Source organism: Pseudomonas sp. C32 (assembly GCF_030417915.1).
GTDB lineage: Bacteria > Pseudomonadota > Gammaproteobacteria > Pseudomonadales > Pseudomonadaceae > Aquipseudomonas.
The window spans coordinates 368686-385444 of record NZ_JAUHUK010000001.1; the positions used below are offsets into that span (position 1 = coordinate 368686).

A 16759-nucleotide genomic window follows, 5' to 3' on the forward strand; every position below is an offset into this window, starting at 1 on the left:
ATTCGTCGGGGCAAGCCGCGTGGATTGCCCCGATGGTTTTTACCGAGTTCGAAACCAGAGAACGTTTTCATGTTCCCGATGACACCCATCGCGGCCGCGCTTGCGCTGTTGTTTTGTGCCAGTGCACTCGCGGCACCCGATTCCGCTGCAACGACACCGCGGAGTCTGTTGGCCCAGGCCAAGGGTTTGCCGGCCGATTTCGAGGAGCACTTTTTTGATGTGCCTTTGGCGGTACGTGTGGAACTCGATCAACAACCCCTGGGCGAAGCCATGGTGGTGTTGTCCCGAGACGACCGTATTTCGCTACTTGAATTTACCGATACCAGCGAAAACCGCTACGGCGCCCTCGAGCGCGAAAAGTGGGCGGGATATCTCAAACAAGGAGTACCGCTGGGCAATTGCGCTGGCTCATGCCCGAATCAGATGCTGGCGGTGCACTACAACCTGGAAAACTCGCTGGTATCGATCCTCAGCGAAAACGCCGAGCGTGATCTCGAGGCCAAGCGTTTCCATGACCAGCCCCTGGGTGGCAGCACTGGCCTGATGGTGCGCAATCAACTCAATCTCAACGGCGGTCAGGATCAAGACCTTGGCGGACGTTTTGGCCTTGAAGCCAGCGCCAGTCTGGGTAACTGGAGCCAGGCGCTCAATCTGCAAGTGGCGCGCCTCGGTGGTCCGGACGACAAGTTCTACCATGCTGTCCAGGAGCTTTATACCCAGCGAGAACTGCAAGGCAGTTTCCTGCGATTGGGCTATTTCACGCCCAGTTCCGAAGGTTTGACCCGCCAGCCCCGCACGTTCGGCAGCAGCCCTGACACGGCGGTCGGTTTGATGTACGGCAGCTCCGACAGTCTGGCAATCAACAGTCCCAAACCGAGTGTTTACCCGATCTATGTGACGGCTAATCGCCAAGGTTCGGTTGAAATCTACCGTGACGGCCTGTTGATCAATACCCAGTCGGTGCCGGCAGGGTTACAGACCCTCGACACCCGGCCATTACCCGGCGGCATCTACGAAGTCGAAGTGCGTCTGATCGAGGACGGGCAGATCACTTCCACCAGCCTGGAGTTGGTGTACAAGCCCAACAACTGGCGCAACCTCGACGAGCGATGGCGCTACAACCTGTTTGCCGGCCAGGAAAGCAAGCTGCTCAGCAACTGGGACCAGCAGGAAAGCGGCAGTGCCACCGCCGGGGCGTCGGTGAATTACCTGATGCACCCGCGGGTCATTCTCGGGCTGTCGACGCGGCAGATTCGCGACAAGCTGCAATACGGCAGCTCCGTCGACTGGACCCTGGCCGATCGCCTGAGTCTGTACGCCAACGTCTATCAGACGCAGGACCACGGCACCGGCCTGGATGTGCAAAGCCTCTACAACTATGACTCGGGCAGTCTGGTCATCAGCCACAACCGTAGTTGGCTGGACACCACCAGCCTCTACGACACCCTGCCGGACGGCACTCGGGTGAAACAACGCAACGTGTTTGTCGGCGAGACCAGTAATTCGTCCCTGGCCCTCAACCATCGGCTCAACAGCAAAAGCTCGATCAATGCCCGGGTCTCCCACAGCGAGGGCAACACCGAAGGTGTCGGTGTGGACCTGGGCTGGAACCAGCGCACGGTGCTGTTTGGCAGCGATGCCAACTGGCGGTTGTCGCTGTTCGATCGGCCCGGCAGTTACAGCAGTGGCGATGAGCGCAATCGCGGGGTCGATCTGAGCATCAACCTGGCACTCGGCGGACCGGGTCAGCAGATCACCGGCAGCATCGGTTCCCGCACCGCCATTGAGGGGGGGCGCGATAACAATGCTTCGCTGGGCTGGCGCAAGGATCTCAAGGACCACGTTCTGCAAAGCGTTTCGGTGACTGCCCTGAGCGATACCTACGGATTGGGCATGTCCGGTTTTGGAAGCTTCGGTACTGACGCGATCACTGGCGATGGTTTTATCCAGCGTTCCTCTTACAACGGCAATTTCACGGGAGGGTTGAACGTGGACAGTACATTGGCCATCGGCGCTCAGAAAATGATGCTGACCAGTCAAGGCGACTTGCGCGGTGCCGGGTTGATTGTCGACGTGGAGTCGGATGTCGATGACGTTGTGCTGCGTGCCGATGATTTCAGTGGCGGCAGCGCGTTGCTCAAGCCGGGACGCAACTTCATCCCCATCACCGCTTACCAGAACAGTTCGGTGGGCTTCGATTTCGAGGGCAATCATGCGCCGGCTGCCGCGATAAACCCGCCGCGAACGCGCTATCACCTGAACAAGGGCGGCATTGAATATCGCAAGGTGACCGTCATGAAAACCCTGACGGTGCTCGGCCGGCTGGTCGACGGCCAGGGGCAGCCGCTCAAAGGGCATCACGTGATCAACCACGTCAGTCGGGGGGTAACGGAGGTCGACGGTTTCTTCTCGATGGAGATGCATGCCGGTACGCCGACGCTGGAAGTGCGCCAGGGCAACCAGTTGCTGTGCCAGTTTCGCCTCGACGCGGATCGCCATCGCAGCGAAAACAACGTGTTGATGATCGGCGATCTGCGCTGCACGCCAGACACCCTGGCCGACGTCACTTCCACCGACCAGAAGGCGGGCTGAAAAATGAAACGAACAACCTGTTGGCTGGGACTGTTGCTGGCGTTGGCGGCTCCGTCGGCCATGGCGGTGAATCAAACGATTACGGCGAAGTTCGCCCAGGATCCTGGGCGCCCGAGCAAAAACGAATTTGTGAACACAACGCCCGTCAGCGGCTATTGCGCGACCAATCCGGCGGATTGTGCTCAATACAACATGTTCAGTATTCGGGTACCCATGAGTTTCAGATCTAGCCGCGAAATACGTCCGCGGGACATGATTTCGATCAAAGTACCGGCCTATTGGCATCAGGCGACGGTTTTCCACAAGATTACAGGGCAGGCCGAAACAGTCGAGATACGGTTTGTCGGCATAGGCTCCGAGTATGTTCTGAGCAACCCGGTCGATGAGCTGACTGGCGCATCATCAGTGCGCGAAGGGCACCATTGGCTTTGGGGCGGCGGGGCAAGTAGTTGGGTTTTCGCTCCCCCCCCTTGTCTGGAAGGCGGGGCTGGGGGCTCTAGCGCTACGAGGTACCGGTTTTTCTGGCGCACACCTGTCGAAGGCCCCTGCACCAAAACAGCCGAATACAACATACCGTTACTGTCTTTCGACACCCTCGATTTTGCCTATCAACTGCGAACCCCAAACCCCCTGGGCATGATGAACGGGCAGTACACAGGCTCAAGGGCGTACACGGTCGGCTTTCTCAGGGATTTCGATTTCGGGCATTTGATGGTCGCTGATGATCAAAATTTGACCCTCGATTTTGTTCTGGACGTTCAACACACCCTGAAAGTCGATTTGCCCGCGGGTGCAGACAAAGTTGCGCTTGAACCTGAAGGTGGCTGGCAGCAATGGATCGACGGCGGACGCAAGCCCTCGAGAATCTACCGCGAACAGGAATTTTTTATCTCGACGACTTCAATGTTTGCAGGACGGCGCGAGCCAACCCATCGGCGGGCAGTAAACAATCATTTAAATGCTTCTGGTATTGAGCGCCGATGTTCAGTTCCCGGCACAACGCCATGAACTGTGCGACGCTGATTTTTTGCCTGAGCGGTTCAACCCGGAAATGCCCGCGGGCATCGGGCCGGCTGATGAAATCCGAATCGGCGGTCCAGGTTTCGCTGCTGGAAAAATTGTGCAGCGCCGCATCGAGCAGGGACTTCTTGAGGCTTTTGACGCCTCTCTTGAAATCGTGAGCCCACCAGGATGTTTTGGCGGGTGCGTACAGCAGCAGCCAGGTTTCTTTCACATCGACGTCGATGCCATAGCGCTCAACCAGTGCCTTTCGCAGCAGCGGCTCGGCAAAGCTCTGGACATCCTGCAAACCGCTGAGCATCCGGTCTACCGCGTTTTGCGCGGTCCAGTGGTGTTCCGTCAGTTTCTTCAAAAGCTGGTGCTGTGCATCCGGTACTTCTTTTTGCCAGGCGAGCGTGTTCAGACGCGCTGTCTTCAGTTCATCGATTCGTCGTGGAGTCGCTTGGGCCAACCAGCTCGGAAGAGCGTTTTTGACGTGTTCGAAGTGAATACTTTTATCAGCCAGTGAAACCTGATCCGGCTGCACAATCGTCAGGGGAGAAGTGGGCATTGCATGATCGTCCGTTGATCAACTTTGGAACGCTCAGCCTAGGTAACCCGCCAGCGCAAAAAAAGCGCAAATACAGGTTCGGAACACGGCCTGAACCGGTCCGAACCTTTCAAAATTCAGGAGTGAAAAATACATAGTTACCGCCATGCCAGGCGGTTTTTCGGTCTGGGTTCAGCGCTTCGCCATTGTGGTGACCGGATTGCACATCGTGTGCGTACCCGGTTGCAGGTACGGCGTCAGAATCGGTGCCATGCCCTTGAGCACTTGCACGGGCAAGGCCGAGGTGAAGGTGAAGTTTTCTGCCGAGCGCCCCGGCACGAAAGCGGTCAATGTGCCGAAGTGGTTATCCCCGATGTAGAACACGAACGTGGCCGTGCGGTTGAGCGATTTGGAACTGAGGATACGTCCGCCCGAACCGACGGCCTCGATGCGGTTGTCACCGGTACCGGTCTTGCCGCCCATGGCCAGCGGTGTACCGTCAGGCAGTTTGAAACTGCCGGCCACGCGCTTGGCGGTACCGGCATCGACCACTTGCGAAAGTGCTTCGCGCATGGCTGCCGCTACCTCGGACGGCATGACCCGTTTGCCGACATCCGGGTCGTTGATCAGGGTCGTTTCGTAAGGCGTGTCGGCGGCGAAATGCAGGCTGTCGATGCGCAGGGTCGGCATGCGTATGCCATCGTTGAGAATCGTGCCGATCAGTTCGGCCAGCGCAGCGGGGCGGTCGCCGGAACTGCCGATGGCGGTCGCCAGCGACGGCACCAGGTGATCGAACGGGTAACCGACTTGCTGCCAGCGCTGATGAATGTCGAGGAACGCTTCGATCTCCAGCATGGTGCGGATACGACTGTCGCGAGCACCCTTGTGTCGGCTCTTGAACAGCCAGCTGTAAACCTCCTGGCGTTCAAAGTGGCTGGCCTTGACGATGTCCGGGAACGTGGCGTCCGGATGGTTGAGCAAGTAGCTCATCATCCACAGGTCCAGCGGGTGGACCTTGGCGATGAAGCCCTGGTCCGGCAAATCGTAGGCGCCGGGACTGTAGGCTTGGTAAAGGCGTTCCAAGCGCTCGTCGGTGAGTTTTTCCGTCAGCTTGGCGCCTTTGAGGTGCGAGCGCACAAAGGTATTGAAGGTTTCCTGTTTGGCCTGTGGCAGCAGGTAACGATGCACCGCGGCCAGGCGGATCGGCGTCGGGCGCATGCTGTCGAGGAAGGTTTCGAGCCGGTCCTGAGTGTCCTTGTTTTTGTACTTCTTCCAGAACTTGAGCAGGAATGAAGTGCCCTCGCGGTCGGCGAACGAGGCCAGGTATTCCTGGCGTCGAGGGTCGCGATCGTCCTTGAGCAGTTCGGCGCTGTTGTTGGGGCCGGAGTAGGTCGTGTAGCGCACCAGATCACGCATCAGGCGAATGAACGGCAGGTTGATCGACTCGCGCAGGGCATCGCGCAGAGTCGGTATGCGACCGTTGTCTTCCTTGCGGAAGTTATGGAACACGTGAAGTCCGCCACCGGTGAAAAACGCTTCGCCGGGGCTGGCCGAGTATTTGCGGTCCAGCGCGGCGCCCAGCAGGGTCGGCAGGCTGCGGTCTTTGTTCTCGATCATGTAATCGACGACCCAGCGGCTCAGGCGGTCCTGATCCGGTACTTCGGCTTTCTTCAGATCCGGAACACTCATGGCGGCATATTTGTCGTGTAGCTCGGCAATGATCTGCAGATAGGTCGTCATCACCCGCATCTTGGCGGTGGAGCCCAGTTCCAGTTTGCTGCCTTCGTTGATGTCGAACGGCTGGTCGGTGCTGTCGGTCTGCACCCGCACCCGCGAGCCGTCCGGGGTCAGCTCGAACAAGGTAAAACTGTAGCGGACCTGGGCGGTGCTGGTGGGGGTCAACAGGCGCTCACCCATCAGGCCGATTTCTGTCGCAAAAGCCGGGTCCGCGAGTTTCTTGAGGTACGCGGTGGCCTGGGTTTGCAGTTCACCTTGCAGGGTGCTGGTGGCTGACAGGTCGAGACGGTCGAGGTCGTACAGCGGACGGTTGAGCATGCCGGCCAGACGGCTACGCGCCACGCTGATGCCTTTGTTGGTTTCGATCGGTTGAATGGTCGGCTGGGTCGCCCAGTCGCGATAGGTCACTTTGCTGGTCAGGGCGGCATCGGCGAATTGAGCGTCGATCACACCATTTTGTGCCAGCAGGCGGATGTGGCTGTCGGTGAGTTCGGCCAGTTCATTGTGCCCCTTGGTCAGGTAGTGGGAGGGGCGACGCTGGGCGATCATCAGCGACAGCATCTCGCGCAGGGCCAGGCCTTTTTCCGCCAGGCTGGCTGGATCCGTCGCGGTGCTGGTCAGGCGCTCGTTGGCTTTATTGAAATCGGCGCCGTACCACACGCGCAACCCTTCGGCCATGCCGTGCACTTCACCGTGCCCGGGTACAGCCGACAGGGGCACGCTGTTGAGGTAATCGCGAACCACGTTCTGCCGGGCTTCGAGGGTTTGCGGCCCGGCTTGATAAGCACGCACGCTGGCGGAAATCATCTGGCGGATTTTTTCCGCGCCACTGACGGTCAGGCCATCGGGCGAGTGCCGGTATTTTTCCAGTTGCGTGGCCAGGGTGCTGCCGCCCGCCGATTGGCCGGGGATGTGCAACATCTTGGCGACCTGGGACCATGCCGCCATGCCGAATCGTGGCCAATCCACTGCCGGGTTGGCCAGGGGCTGCTTCGGATCGAGCAGAAAGCGGTTCTCGATGAAGAGCAAACTGCTGACCACCACGGGTGGGATCGAAGCAAAGCTAGAATAAAGCTGTTGCGGGTAGTTGTACTGGTACAACGGCGCCGCCCGGCAATCGGTGATCGACAGGCCGGCCTGGATTTTTTCTGAATACGGTACGAACAGGCCTTTGCCGCTGTAATCCATCAAGGCGGGGGAGAAACGGGTTTGCGCTTCAACGATGAAATCGCGCTTGATCAAACGTGGCAGGAACTCGTCCAGCGAGCTGTAACCCAGACGCCGGTCGAACGGGCCATCACCCGGATAGCGGATGGCATCGCTGGGGCCAGGCTTGAGTTCATAGCTCAGGGACGCGGCATATTTGCTGACTTCCCGGGCCTGAAACTTCGAGGTGCGCATCTCCCTCGCGGCAGCCAGCCCCACGACAACCGCGATAATCAACAGCAAAAGCCAGAACGCTCCCCATCCGTGCCGACTGCGACGGGGTTTTTCAGGTGTTGGCGCTTCATCCACTCGTTCAGTCGGGACCACAGTTTTACTCGAATCGGTTTGCCACAAAGCGCCCATAGTCGACTGATCCATTCACGCAGATTGATCGGACTTGTCTGAAGCTTAGACGGTGGTTGGCGATGGGGAAAAAATTGTGTGGTGGAAAATGACGGGTTTTTGCCGTTTTTTGTGGCGAGGGAGCTTGCTCCCGCTGGGTTGCGAAGCAGCCCCAATGATTTTTGCGATTGGTCTGATAGGTCGGACCCGCCGGTTTTGCGCCTGCTGCGCAGGCGAGCGGGAGCAAGCTCCCTCGCCACAAGGGGGTAAGTCTACAAATCGGATTCATAGCCAGCAGGCATCCCAGAGCGGGTAGTCGCCGATTTTTTTAACCAGTCCTGCCCTCAGGGGATTGGCAACAATGTAGCGGGCGAAAGGAAGCAGATCCTCGCCATCGCGGATGGCTCGGTCGTGGTAGCCGGTTTGCCAGAAGGCTCCTCTTTGGTTCAGGGCGCGGTTGATGGTGAGTGTGCTACGGGATTTGATTGACTGCATGAGTTGCGCCAGCGATCGCTGTTCAAGCTGTACCAGCCAGTGAAAGTGGTCCGGCATGATGACCCAGGCCATTGAGCTGACTTTTTTTTGTTCTTGAGCCCGTCGAAACTCATCAACCAACAGACGCCCAATCCGCCAGTCGCCGAAAATTCGGCGGCGATCATGCACGACCGCCGTAATCAGATAACCCCGTCCCGATTCCGAGTAGCGCCCGCGTCGCAGCAGGTGTGAATTTGGATGTGGAGGCATTCCGTTGCGTCCTTGAAGTGTTGTTTGAACACGTTAGCGCCTCGTTTTCCTACGTGAATCCGCAATTGCTGAGTGAAATTTCCCGACCCGATGACCAATCCAATAGCGCCGAAGTGCTTCTGTGGCGAGGGAGCTTGCTCCCGTTCGGCTGCGCAGCAGCCGTAAAAGAGATGTTCGCGGTGTGTCTGAACCAATCGAGGCGTCCTGCAACCGACCAATGTGTCGCAAGGTGCGGTGCGCTCGGCTTCGTAAGTGGTAGCGTTAAATATCAAAAGATCGCAGCCAGCGGCAGCGCCTACAGGGGAATACGATCAGATTCTGTAGGAGCTGCCGAAGGCTGCGATCTTTTGAATGGCTGGTTCAAACGCTTGTTGAACTCCAGCCACGCCCCCAGCAACGCCATCAACCCGGCGCCCACCAGTGCGGTGAAAATCTGCATGGAAAAGGCATCGTCGGTCAGGGCGTTGATCATGTCCGCCAAGGGCGCCAACAACACGCCCAGGCAGAAAATCTCCAACGAAAAACGCCCCATGCGGCAGCTTTGCTGCGCCAGCCAGTTTTGCGTCCAGCCGGTGTCGGTCAGCAGTTTCGCGGTGACGTAGGCCAATGCGAGGAAGTGCAAAAGGCGCGCGGGGGACAGGTCGGTCTTGCTGATGGGATACAACAGACTTCTCAGGCTGTCCGGCACCACCGCATCGTGAATTTCCGGCCAGCGCCAAAGGACGGTCAGCACAGCAGCGAGTACGACATAAGCCGATGCGGTCACAAACAACGGTTGGCGCAACAGCGGACGTGTCTCGGGCAATCGGGGACGCTGCCCATGAATCGCCGCAGCGCCACCGAGGACGAATAACAGTTGCCAGGCCACGGGGTTGAAGTACCACACGCCGTCCTTGATCGCCGCCAGGTTCCAGCCCGCCAACGGCACCATCAGGTACAGCGCCAGCGACATCGCCACCACCACCCAGGCCTTGCGTACCAGCAACGGCAACACCAGCGGCAAACCCGCCAGCAGCACAATGTACAGCGGCAGCGGGTCCATCAGGTTCGGCTTGAAGCGCAACAAAAGCTCATCGATCAAGGCTTGCTGCGGGTTGCTGATGAAATGGTGCATGCCCATTTCTTCGACCAGATCGCGGGTTTCCACGTGGCTGTTGGCGAAGAACACGATACCCATCAGCATCGCCAGCAAAAAGATGTGCACCACGTAAAGCACCCAGGCACGGCGCAGGATTTTCACGCAGGCGATCAGGAAGCCTTCCCGCGCCAGGACTTTGCCGTAGGCCAGCACCGCGGCGTAACCGGCCAGGAACACGAAGACTTCGGCGGCATCGCTGAAGCCGAAGTTACGCAGGGTGATTTGGCCCAAAGGGTTGTGGGGCACGTGATCCCAGAAAATGAAGATCAGTGCCAGACCACGAAAGAAGTCGATCCGGTGATCGCGCGTTGACGTCATGTCGGCAGGCTCGTGAACGGCTGATGAAAGGGATTGGCCGCGGGTGCACAGGTGGCGTGCCCGTCGGCGGCGCGCAGGGTGGACTGATTTGCGGGCGATTGCAAAGTCGGGATATTACCGAATGTCTCAACCGTCGCCCCAACGCTCAACCGCTGGTCTGAAAGGTTGTACGACCTGCGATTTCTGACAGTAGACCGTCTCCAATACTTATGTTTGCATCGTTCTGTAACGGGAGCACTTCATGAGACGGTTGTGGAAAGGATTTTCCAGCTACACGGTGATCGGAGTCGCCAACACCCTGATCCACTGGCAGATCTTCTTCCTGCTGAGCGTTGCCGCCGGCCTCAGTCAGGCTGTCAGCAATCTTGCCGCCTTCTGCGTGGCCGCCTCGTTTTCTTTCTACATGAACGCGCTTTACACCTTCGACGCCAAGGCTACGGTGATCGGCTACGTGCTGTTTATCACGGGCATGGGGGCGTTGAGCCTGGGCGTCGGCCATGCCGGCGACGTCTGGCGTTTTCATGGCCTGCTGACCGTGACGCTGTTTTCCGCGCTGAGCCTGGTGGTCGGCTTCCTGTTTTCCAAATACGTGGTGTTTCGCGAGCGTGATGCATGAAGGTTTCGCTGATCGTCCCGGTGTTCAACGAAGAACAGGCGATCAACCTGTTTTATCAGGCGGTTCGGCGCGGGTTGCAGCTCGGCGACATCGAGGTCGAAATTGTCTTCATCAACGACGGCAGCACCGACCGAACCGCCGAGCAAGCTGCGGCGCTGGCGAAGGTCGATGATCTGGTGATGCTGATCAACTTCTCGCGCAACTTTGGCAAGGAGCCTGCGCTGTTCGCCGGTCTGGAATACGCCAGCGGCGATGCGGTGATCCCGATGGACGTCGACCTGCAGGATCCGATCAGCGTCATCCCGCAGTTGATCGAACAATGGCAGAACGGTGCTGACGTGGTGCTCGCCAAGCGCCGCAGTCGATCCGCCGACGGTTACCTCAGGCGCCACAGTGCGTCGATTTTCTACCACGTGCTCAACCGCATCGCGTACACCCGCATTGAAGAAAACGTCGGGGATTTCCGGCTCATGGACCGCAAGGTCGTGGACGTGATCCGCTCGCTGCCCGAGCATCAATTGTTCATGAAGGGCGTGTTGTCGTGGGCCGGGTTCAACACGGCAGTGGTGGAATACGAGCGGGCTGGGCGGGTGGCCGGCAGCAGCAAGTTCAATGGCTGGAAACTGTGGAACCTGGCGCTGGAAGGCGTGACCTCGTTCAGCACCGTGCCCTTGCGCTTATGGACGTATGTCGGTGGCGCGGTTTCGATTTTCGCCGTGCTGTATGCGGTGTACATGGTGCTGGACAAGATTTTCTTCGGCAACAGCGTGCCCGGTTACCCGTCGCTGATGACGGCGATCCTGTTCCTCGGCGGTGTGCAATTGATCGGTATCGGCATCCTCGGCGAATACATCGGCCGCATCTACATTGAAGCCAAGCACCGGCCGCGCTACGTGGTCAAAGACATCATCCGTGGTCAAAACCGGGTCGGGCCCTGACATGGGCCGGTTCAGCGACTTTTTTGTTCGTGAACTGGGGCGGCGCCAGGTCGGGTTGTTTTTTCTGTTGGCGACCCTGGTGTATGTGTTGCCGTTGATCCTTGCGGACTATCCCTACATCGATGACAACTGGCGCTCGCTGTCTGCGGGCATGGCCTGGGCGGCGCAAGGACGATTGTTCGCCCAGCTGTTCTACAACGTTCTGACATTCACCGATGCGGCACCGAACATCTTTCCGCTGCCCCTGTTGATCGCCTCACTGGCCATGACGGCGGCGCTCACCAGTCTGACCTTTCATTACTTTCGCCAGCCGACCATCGCCTGTTGTCTGGTGCTGTTGCCCCTCTGGTACAACCCGTTCTTCCTGCAAAACCTGTCTTATCAATACGACGGCGCACCCATGGCGTTGAGTGTTGTGGCGGTGATTTATGCGATTACTTTTCGTCACCCCAGACGCAGCGTGCAATGGCTGGTGCCGTCCTTCCTGATCGCGCTGGCGCTTGGGCTTTATCAAGTCAGCCTGAATGTGTTTCTGGGTCTGTGTTGCCTGGAGGTATTGCGCGCTGCCAACGACAAAATGGCCTGGTCGCAATGGCCTGGTCTGATTGGCTGGAAACTGGCACAGATCACCTTGGGCTGGTTGATCTACTGCGTCAGCGCCTACCTGTTCATGGGCTCAAACCGCACGTTGTTACTGAATTGGGCAGTGCATCCCTGGCTGCAAGTCCACACCAATATCGCCCGGGTGCTGGAAAAGGTTGTGCTGCTATTTGACGGCGGATTCGCCTGGGTGTTTGCCGGGCTGGTGTTGTGCGCCACTGCCGGTGCGGTCCGCCTCGGCATGACCGTGGCGCAGCGCGAAGAGCGCACCAGGAACAAGCTTCTGATCGGTCTGTTGTGTTTGCTGACCGTGCCGGTCGTGGTGCTGTTGGTGTCGGGTGTGGCGCTGTTCTTTCGCGACTTCAACGAAGGCGCCCGGACCCTGATGGGTTTTGCGGTGTTGCTGGTGCTGCTGTTCTATCTGAGTTATCTGGCGCTGGCGCCCGTGCATGAGCGATTGCCGCTGCTGCTGGTTGTGCCGCTATTGGCGATGCTGTCGCTGTCGTTCGCCTATGGGCGTGTGTTGACCGTGCAGAAAACCTTCGCGACCAGTGCCTTGTTCAACCTTGAACGCGACATCGCCAACCACCCGCCATTGCGCGACGCCAAGCGCATTTACTTGTCGGTGACGTATTCCGATCACTGGTTGACGGGCGCGGCCGGCTCGTACAAGCAACTGCCGGTGTTGCACTATCTGCTCAACATCGACTTCTACATGCTGGCCGAAAACCTGCCGAAAGTCGGCATCACCAACGTGGTGGCAGAGAAGGAGCGACGCAACGCGACGCGCGTTGGCTATCAGGGTTATCCGGCGCTGGTGGAGAACCAGTACTACCGGATTTTCCTGATTGGCGATTACGGTTTCATCGTGATGAAAGAGCCGGCCCCGATCAAATCATTGCGCTGGTGAAACCCGGGGCCGTTCAGCTTATGCCGCTTCTACGTCATTGGGCTCGAAGCTGTCAGCCCGCGCCATCTGCCACATCCGCGAATAGAACTCGCCGCTCACTTCCCCGGTCAGCAATTCACCGGGTTTGAGGAACACGTGCAGCTGCGAGAACAACTTGATCTCGGTCGCCGACATGCGTCGCACCAAGTGCTTGGCCGACAGTTGCGAAGGGTGATCGAGGCCGGCGGCGGCGAGCATTTCTGCCAGGGCCTTGAGGGTATTGCGGTGGAAACTGAACACCCGCTGAGCCTTGTCCGGCACCACCAGCGCCCGTTGACGCAGATTGTCCTGGGTGGCGACACCGGTCGGGCATTTGTTGGTGTGGCAGCTTTGCGACTGGATGCAGCCGATGGCGAACATGAAGCCGCGTGCCGAGTTGGCCCAGTCGGCACCGATGGCCAGCACACTGGCAATGTCGAAAGCGCTGACGATCTTGCCGCTGGCACCGAGCTTGATCTTGTCCCGCAGGTTCAGGCCCACCAGCGTGTTGTGCACGAACAGCAGGCCCTCGCGCATTGGCACGCCGATGTGGTCGGTGAACTCCACGGGGGCGGCGCCGGTGCCGCCTTCCTTGCCGTCGACGACGATGAAATCCGGAAGGATGCCCGTCTCCAGCATGGCCTTGGCAATGCCCATGAACTCCCACGGATGGCCGAGGCAGAACTTGAAGCCCACCGGTTTGCCGCCGGACAGTTCGCGCAGTTGCTGAATGAAATGCATCATTTCGACAGGCGTGGAAAACGCGCTGTGCCGCGACGGTGACACGCAGTCTTCGCCCATGAGAATGCCGCGGGTGTCGGCGATTTCCCGGGTGACCTTGTGCTTGGGCAGGATGCCGCCGTGGCCAGGTTTGGCACCCTGGCTCATCTTGATTTCAATCATCCGCACCTGAGGCGTTTGCGCCTGTGCGGCGAAGCGTTCCGGATCGAAACGGCCGTCGGCAGTGCGACAGCCGAAGTAGCCGCTGCCCAGTTCCCAGGTCAGGTCGCCACCGTGCTCGCGGTGATAAGGGCTGATGCTGCCCTCGCCGGTGTCATGGGCGAAGTTGCCGAGCTTGGCGCCCTGGTTCAACGCGCGAATCGCGTTGGCGCTGAGCGAACCGAAACTCATGGCCGAGATGTTGAACACCGACGCCGAGTACGGCTGTGTGCATTGCGGGCCGCCGACGGTGACCCGGAAACTGCTTGGGTCGCTCAACGGTGCCGGGCGCATGGAGTGGCCGATGAACTCGAAGCCCGACTGATACACATCAATCAGCGTGCCGAAGGGTTTGTCGGCGGTTTCGTTCTTGGCTCGGGAATAGACCAGCGAGCGCTGCGCCCGGGAGAAGGGCAGAGCATCACTGTCGGATTCGAGCAGGTACTGGCGAATCTCCGGGCGGATGCCTTCGACCAGATAGCGGATATTGCCCAGGATCGGATAGTTGCGGCGCACCGCGTGGGGGCTTTGCAGCAGGTCGAACAGGCCGACGAGGCTGAGAACAGCGGTGACGGCAGTGATCGGCCAGAGCCAGTCATGTTCAAGAAAGGGCAGGCTGGCGAGGGTGAAAATGACGCACGCGGCAAAGAAGGCGTAGCGGCTCAGGAGTGACAGGCTCATACGGTTTCCTTGGGTTCGGACTTATCAGTGACCTGTGGGAGCGAGCTTTCTTGCGGTGAGGGAGTGTCAGTCGACGTCATTGTTACTGAACCACCGCTTTCGCGAGCAAGCTTGCTCCTGCAGGAAAGCACTTCAATGTTATGTCAGGATTTAGTGCCCCGAGGAAACCTAAACAATGTGAAGGTCTGTGATGAGGCCGTTCGCTTTGCTCGCGGGCGGCGGACATGTGATCCTTGTCGTTTTGAGTCTAAGGCCTTTTTCCATGTCGACGTTTCCTGAGCAGTCCACTGGACTTATCCGCATTGCCGCCGCCCTGTTGATCGGTCCCGATGGCCGAACCCTGTTGGTGCGCAAGCGCGGTACGCAGGCGTTCATGCAGCCGGGTGGCAAGATCGAAGCCCATGAGTTGCCGGTTCACGCACTGGCCCGGGAGCTGGAAGAAGAGCTGGGTCTGGAGATTGATCCGGCGCAGGCCACTTTCCTCGGACAGTTCTCGGCCCCCGCCGCCAATGAGCCAGGATTTGTCGTTCAGGCAGAGATCTTTCAACTGACCATCGATGCAGGCGTCACCCCGGCGGCGGAAATCGAAGAGGTGATCTGGATCGACCCGGCCAGCGACGGTGGTGTCACGCTGGCGCCATTGACACGGGACCTGATTCTGCCGTTTTATCGAGCTTCGCTGACCGCGATCGCCTGACCATCCACGCCAAGGAACCGCCATGATTCCGCTCCAGGACTTGCTGATCTTCGCTGCTGCCGCACTGCTGATGGTGCTCACGCCGGGGCCGAACATGATCTACCTGATCTCCCGTTCGATCTGCCAGGGACGCAAGGCCGGGGTGATTTCGTTGCTGGGTGTGGTGGCGGGATTCTTCGTACATCTGTTCGCTGCCGCGGCCGGTTTGACGGCGGTGTTCCTGGCGGTGCCGATGGCGTATGAAGTGTTGAAGTGGGCTGGCGCGCTGTACCTGTTGTGGCTGGCCTGGCAGGCCGTCAAACCCGGTGCGCGTTCGCCGTTCGAGGCGCAACAGTTACCGCCGGACTCCTCGCGCAAACTGATCACCATGGGGTTTCTGACCAGCGCGTTGAACCCGAAAATCGCGGTGTTCTATCTTTCGATATTTCCACAGTTCATCTCGCCTGAACACGGTTCGGTGTTCAGCCAGAGCATCATCCTGGGCCTGACCCAGATCAGCGTCAGTTTCAGCGTTAATCTGCTGATCGCGGTGTTTGCCGCGGGCATTGCTTCGTGGTTCGTCAACAACCCGACCTGGCTGGCGATGCAGCGTTACCTCATGGGTTTTGTGCTGTCGGCGCTGGCGGTACGCCTGATGCTTGAGCAAAAACGCATGGCCTGACCCGACACAATCCCCTGTAGGAGCGAGCTTGCTCGCGATGGCGGTGTGTCAGTCAGTGAAGAGGTTGAATGTCAGACCGCTATCGCGAGCAAGCTCGCTCCTACAGGGGGATGTATTGCTTTAACGAACGGCGCTGACACCATCGAGTGTCGAAAACGATGTGTCCTTGGCCGTCAGCAGGAAATCGCGCATGTACGGCGCATCCAGCATGTCGGCGCGGATCCCCGCATACAGCGTCGCAAACAAGCCTTTCTCGCCCAGCCGCTTGGCCTTCACATAACCCCGTGAACTGTATTCATGCAGCGCCCAATGGGGCATGCCGCACACGCCGCGACCGCTGGCCACCAACTGCATCATCATCACCGTCAGTTCCGAAGTGCGGACCTGGGCCGGTTCGATGTCGGCCGGCTCCAGGAAGCGGGTGAAGATATCCAGGCGATCCCGTTCTACCGGGTAAGTGATCAAGGTCTCGGTGAGCAAATCTTCGGGAACGATGTAGGCCTTGCTCGCCAATTTGTGTTGGTTGGCCACCGCGAGCATCGCTTCATAGGTGAACAGTGGCACATAGGTAATGCCAACCAGATCCACCGGGTCGGACGTCACCACCAGGTCCAGATCACCCCGGGCCAGGGCCGGCAGCGGCGCGAAAGAGAAGCCCGACGCCAAGTCCAGCTCGACTTCCGGCCAGGCATCGCGGAACTGGTCGATGGTCGGCATCAGCCATTGGAAGCAACTGTGGCATTCGATGGCCATGTGCAGGCGCCCGGCAGTGCCACCGGCCAGACGGCTGATGTCGCGCTCGGCCGCTCGCAGCAGCGGCAGGGTGGCATCGGCCAGTTGCAGCAGACGCAAACCGGCGCTGGTGAAACGCACCGGTTTGGTCTTGCGCACAAACAGCTGCATGCCCATGCGCTCCTCCAGTTCCTTGAACTGGTGGGACAGGGCCGACTGCGTCAGGTGCAGGCGGTCGGCGGCGTCCACCAGGCTGTCGGCTTCGCGCAAGGCGTGCAGGGTCTTGAGGTGACGGATTTCAAGCACCGGGGAGCTCCATGAGGAAAACTTGTGATCAACAC

General features: G+C 59.2%; 12 protein-coding genes. 6 read left to right on the forward strand and 6 right to left on the reverse strand.

The window, feature by feature from the left end:
- Positions 1-69 precede the first annotated feature (69 nt).
- Positions 70-2592, forward strand: a complete 2523-nt coding sequence (locus QYH43_RS01720) for a CS1-pili formation C-terminal domain-containing protein (RefSeq protein WP_301156045.1) — start codon at positions 70-72, stop codon at positions 2590-2592.
- Positions 2593-3478: 886 nt separating this feature from the next.
- On the opposite strand, the gene QYH43_RS26880 is transcribed toward QYH43_RS01720, so the two are convergent.
- The 4 genes from QYH43_RS26880 to QYH43_RS01745 all read right to left on the reverse strand — a co-directional run bounded on the left by QYH43_RS26880 (position 3479) and on the right by QYH43_RS01745 (position 9626).
- Complete coding sequence (locus tag QYH43_RS26880) at positions 3479-4162, reverse strand: DUF6543 domain-containing protein (RefSeq protein ID WP_367316860.1); 684 nt, start codon at positions 4160-4162, stop codon at positions 3479-3481.
- A gap of 171 nt (positions 4163-4333) precedes the next feature.
- A complete protein-coding gene (locus QYH43_RS01735; protein ID WP_301156048.1) occupies positions 4334-7447 on the reverse strand; it encodes a transglycosylase domain-containing protein in 3114 nt (1037 codons plus the stop codon).
- 264 nt (positions 7448-7711) lie between these two features.
- Positions 7712-8170, reverse strand: coding sequence for a transposase (locus tag QYH43_RS01740; RefSeq protein WP_301156050.1), 459 nt, complete (start codon positions 8168-8170; stop codon positions 7712-7714).
- 295 nt (positions 8171-8465) lie between these two features.
- The gene (locus QYH43_RS01745) at positions 8466-9626 is read right to left on the reverse strand and encodes an OpgC family protein (RefSeq protein WP_301156052.1); all 1161 of its coding nucleotides are present in this window, start codon (positions 9624-9626) and stop codon (positions 8466-8468) included.
- Positions 9627-9867: 241 nt separating this feature from the next.
- Here QYH43_RS01745 and QYH43_RS01750 point away from each other — a divergent pair, with 241 nt between their 5' ends.
- The 3 genes from QYH43_RS01750 to QYH43_RS01760 are packed head-to-tail and all read left to right on the forward strand — an operon-like array spanning position 9868 to position 12690.
- The gene (locus QYH43_RS01750) at positions 9868-10242 is read left to right on the forward strand and encodes a GtrA family protein (RefSeq protein WP_095151969.1); all 375 of its coding nucleotides are present in this window, start codon (positions 9868-9870) and stop codon (positions 10240-10242) included.
- Positions 10239-11180, forward strand: a complete 942-nt coding sequence (locus QYH43_RS01755; RefSeq protein ID WP_095151970.1) for a glycosyltransferase family 2 protein — start codon at positions 10239-10241, stop codon at positions 11178-11180. The genes QYH43_RS01750 and QYH43_RS01755 overlap by 4 nt, the downstream gene beginning before the upstream one ends.
- 1 nt (position 11181) lies before the next feature.
- A complete protein-coding gene (locus tag QYH43_RS01760; RefSeq protein WP_095058651.1) occupies positions 11182-12690 on the forward strand; it encodes a glucosyltransferase domain-containing protein in 1509 nt (502 codons plus the stop codon).
- A gap of 18 nt (positions 12691-12708) precedes the next feature.
- Here QYH43_RS01760 and QYH43_RS01765 read toward each other — a convergent pair whose 3' ends face one another.
- On the reverse strand, positions 12709-14328 hold the full coding sequence (locus QYH43_RS01765; RefSeq protein WP_095058652.1) for an FMN-binding glutamate synthase family protein: 1620 nt from the start codon (positions 14326-14328) through the stop codon (positions 12709-12711).
- Between the two features lie 262 nt (positions 14329-14590).
- On the opposite strand from QYH43_RS01765, the gene QYH43_RS01770 reads away from it, so the two are divergent.
- Together QYH43_RS01770 and QYH43_RS01775 are read left to right on the forward strand one after the other, a co-directional pair.
- Entirely contained in the window at positions 14591-15025 is a 435-nt protein-coding gene (locus QYH43_RS01770; RefSeq protein ID WP_095151973.1) for an NUDIX domain-containing protein, read from the forward strand.
- Positions 15026-15047: 22 nt separating this feature from the next.
- Complete coding sequence (locus QYH43_RS01775; protein ID WP_095058654.1) at positions 15048-15686, forward strand: LysE family translocator; 639 nt, start codon at positions 15048-15050, stop codon at positions 15684-15686.
- Between the two features lie 120 nt (positions 15687-15806).
- Here QYH43_RS01775 and metR read toward each other — a convergent pair whose 3' ends face one another.
- Positions 15807-16724, reverse strand: a complete 918-nt coding sequence (gene metR, locus QYH43_RS01780; protein WP_095058655.1) for a transcriptional regulator MetR — start codon at positions 16722-16724, stop codon at positions 15807-15809.
- Between the last annotated feature and the right edge of the window lie 35 nt (positions 16725-16759).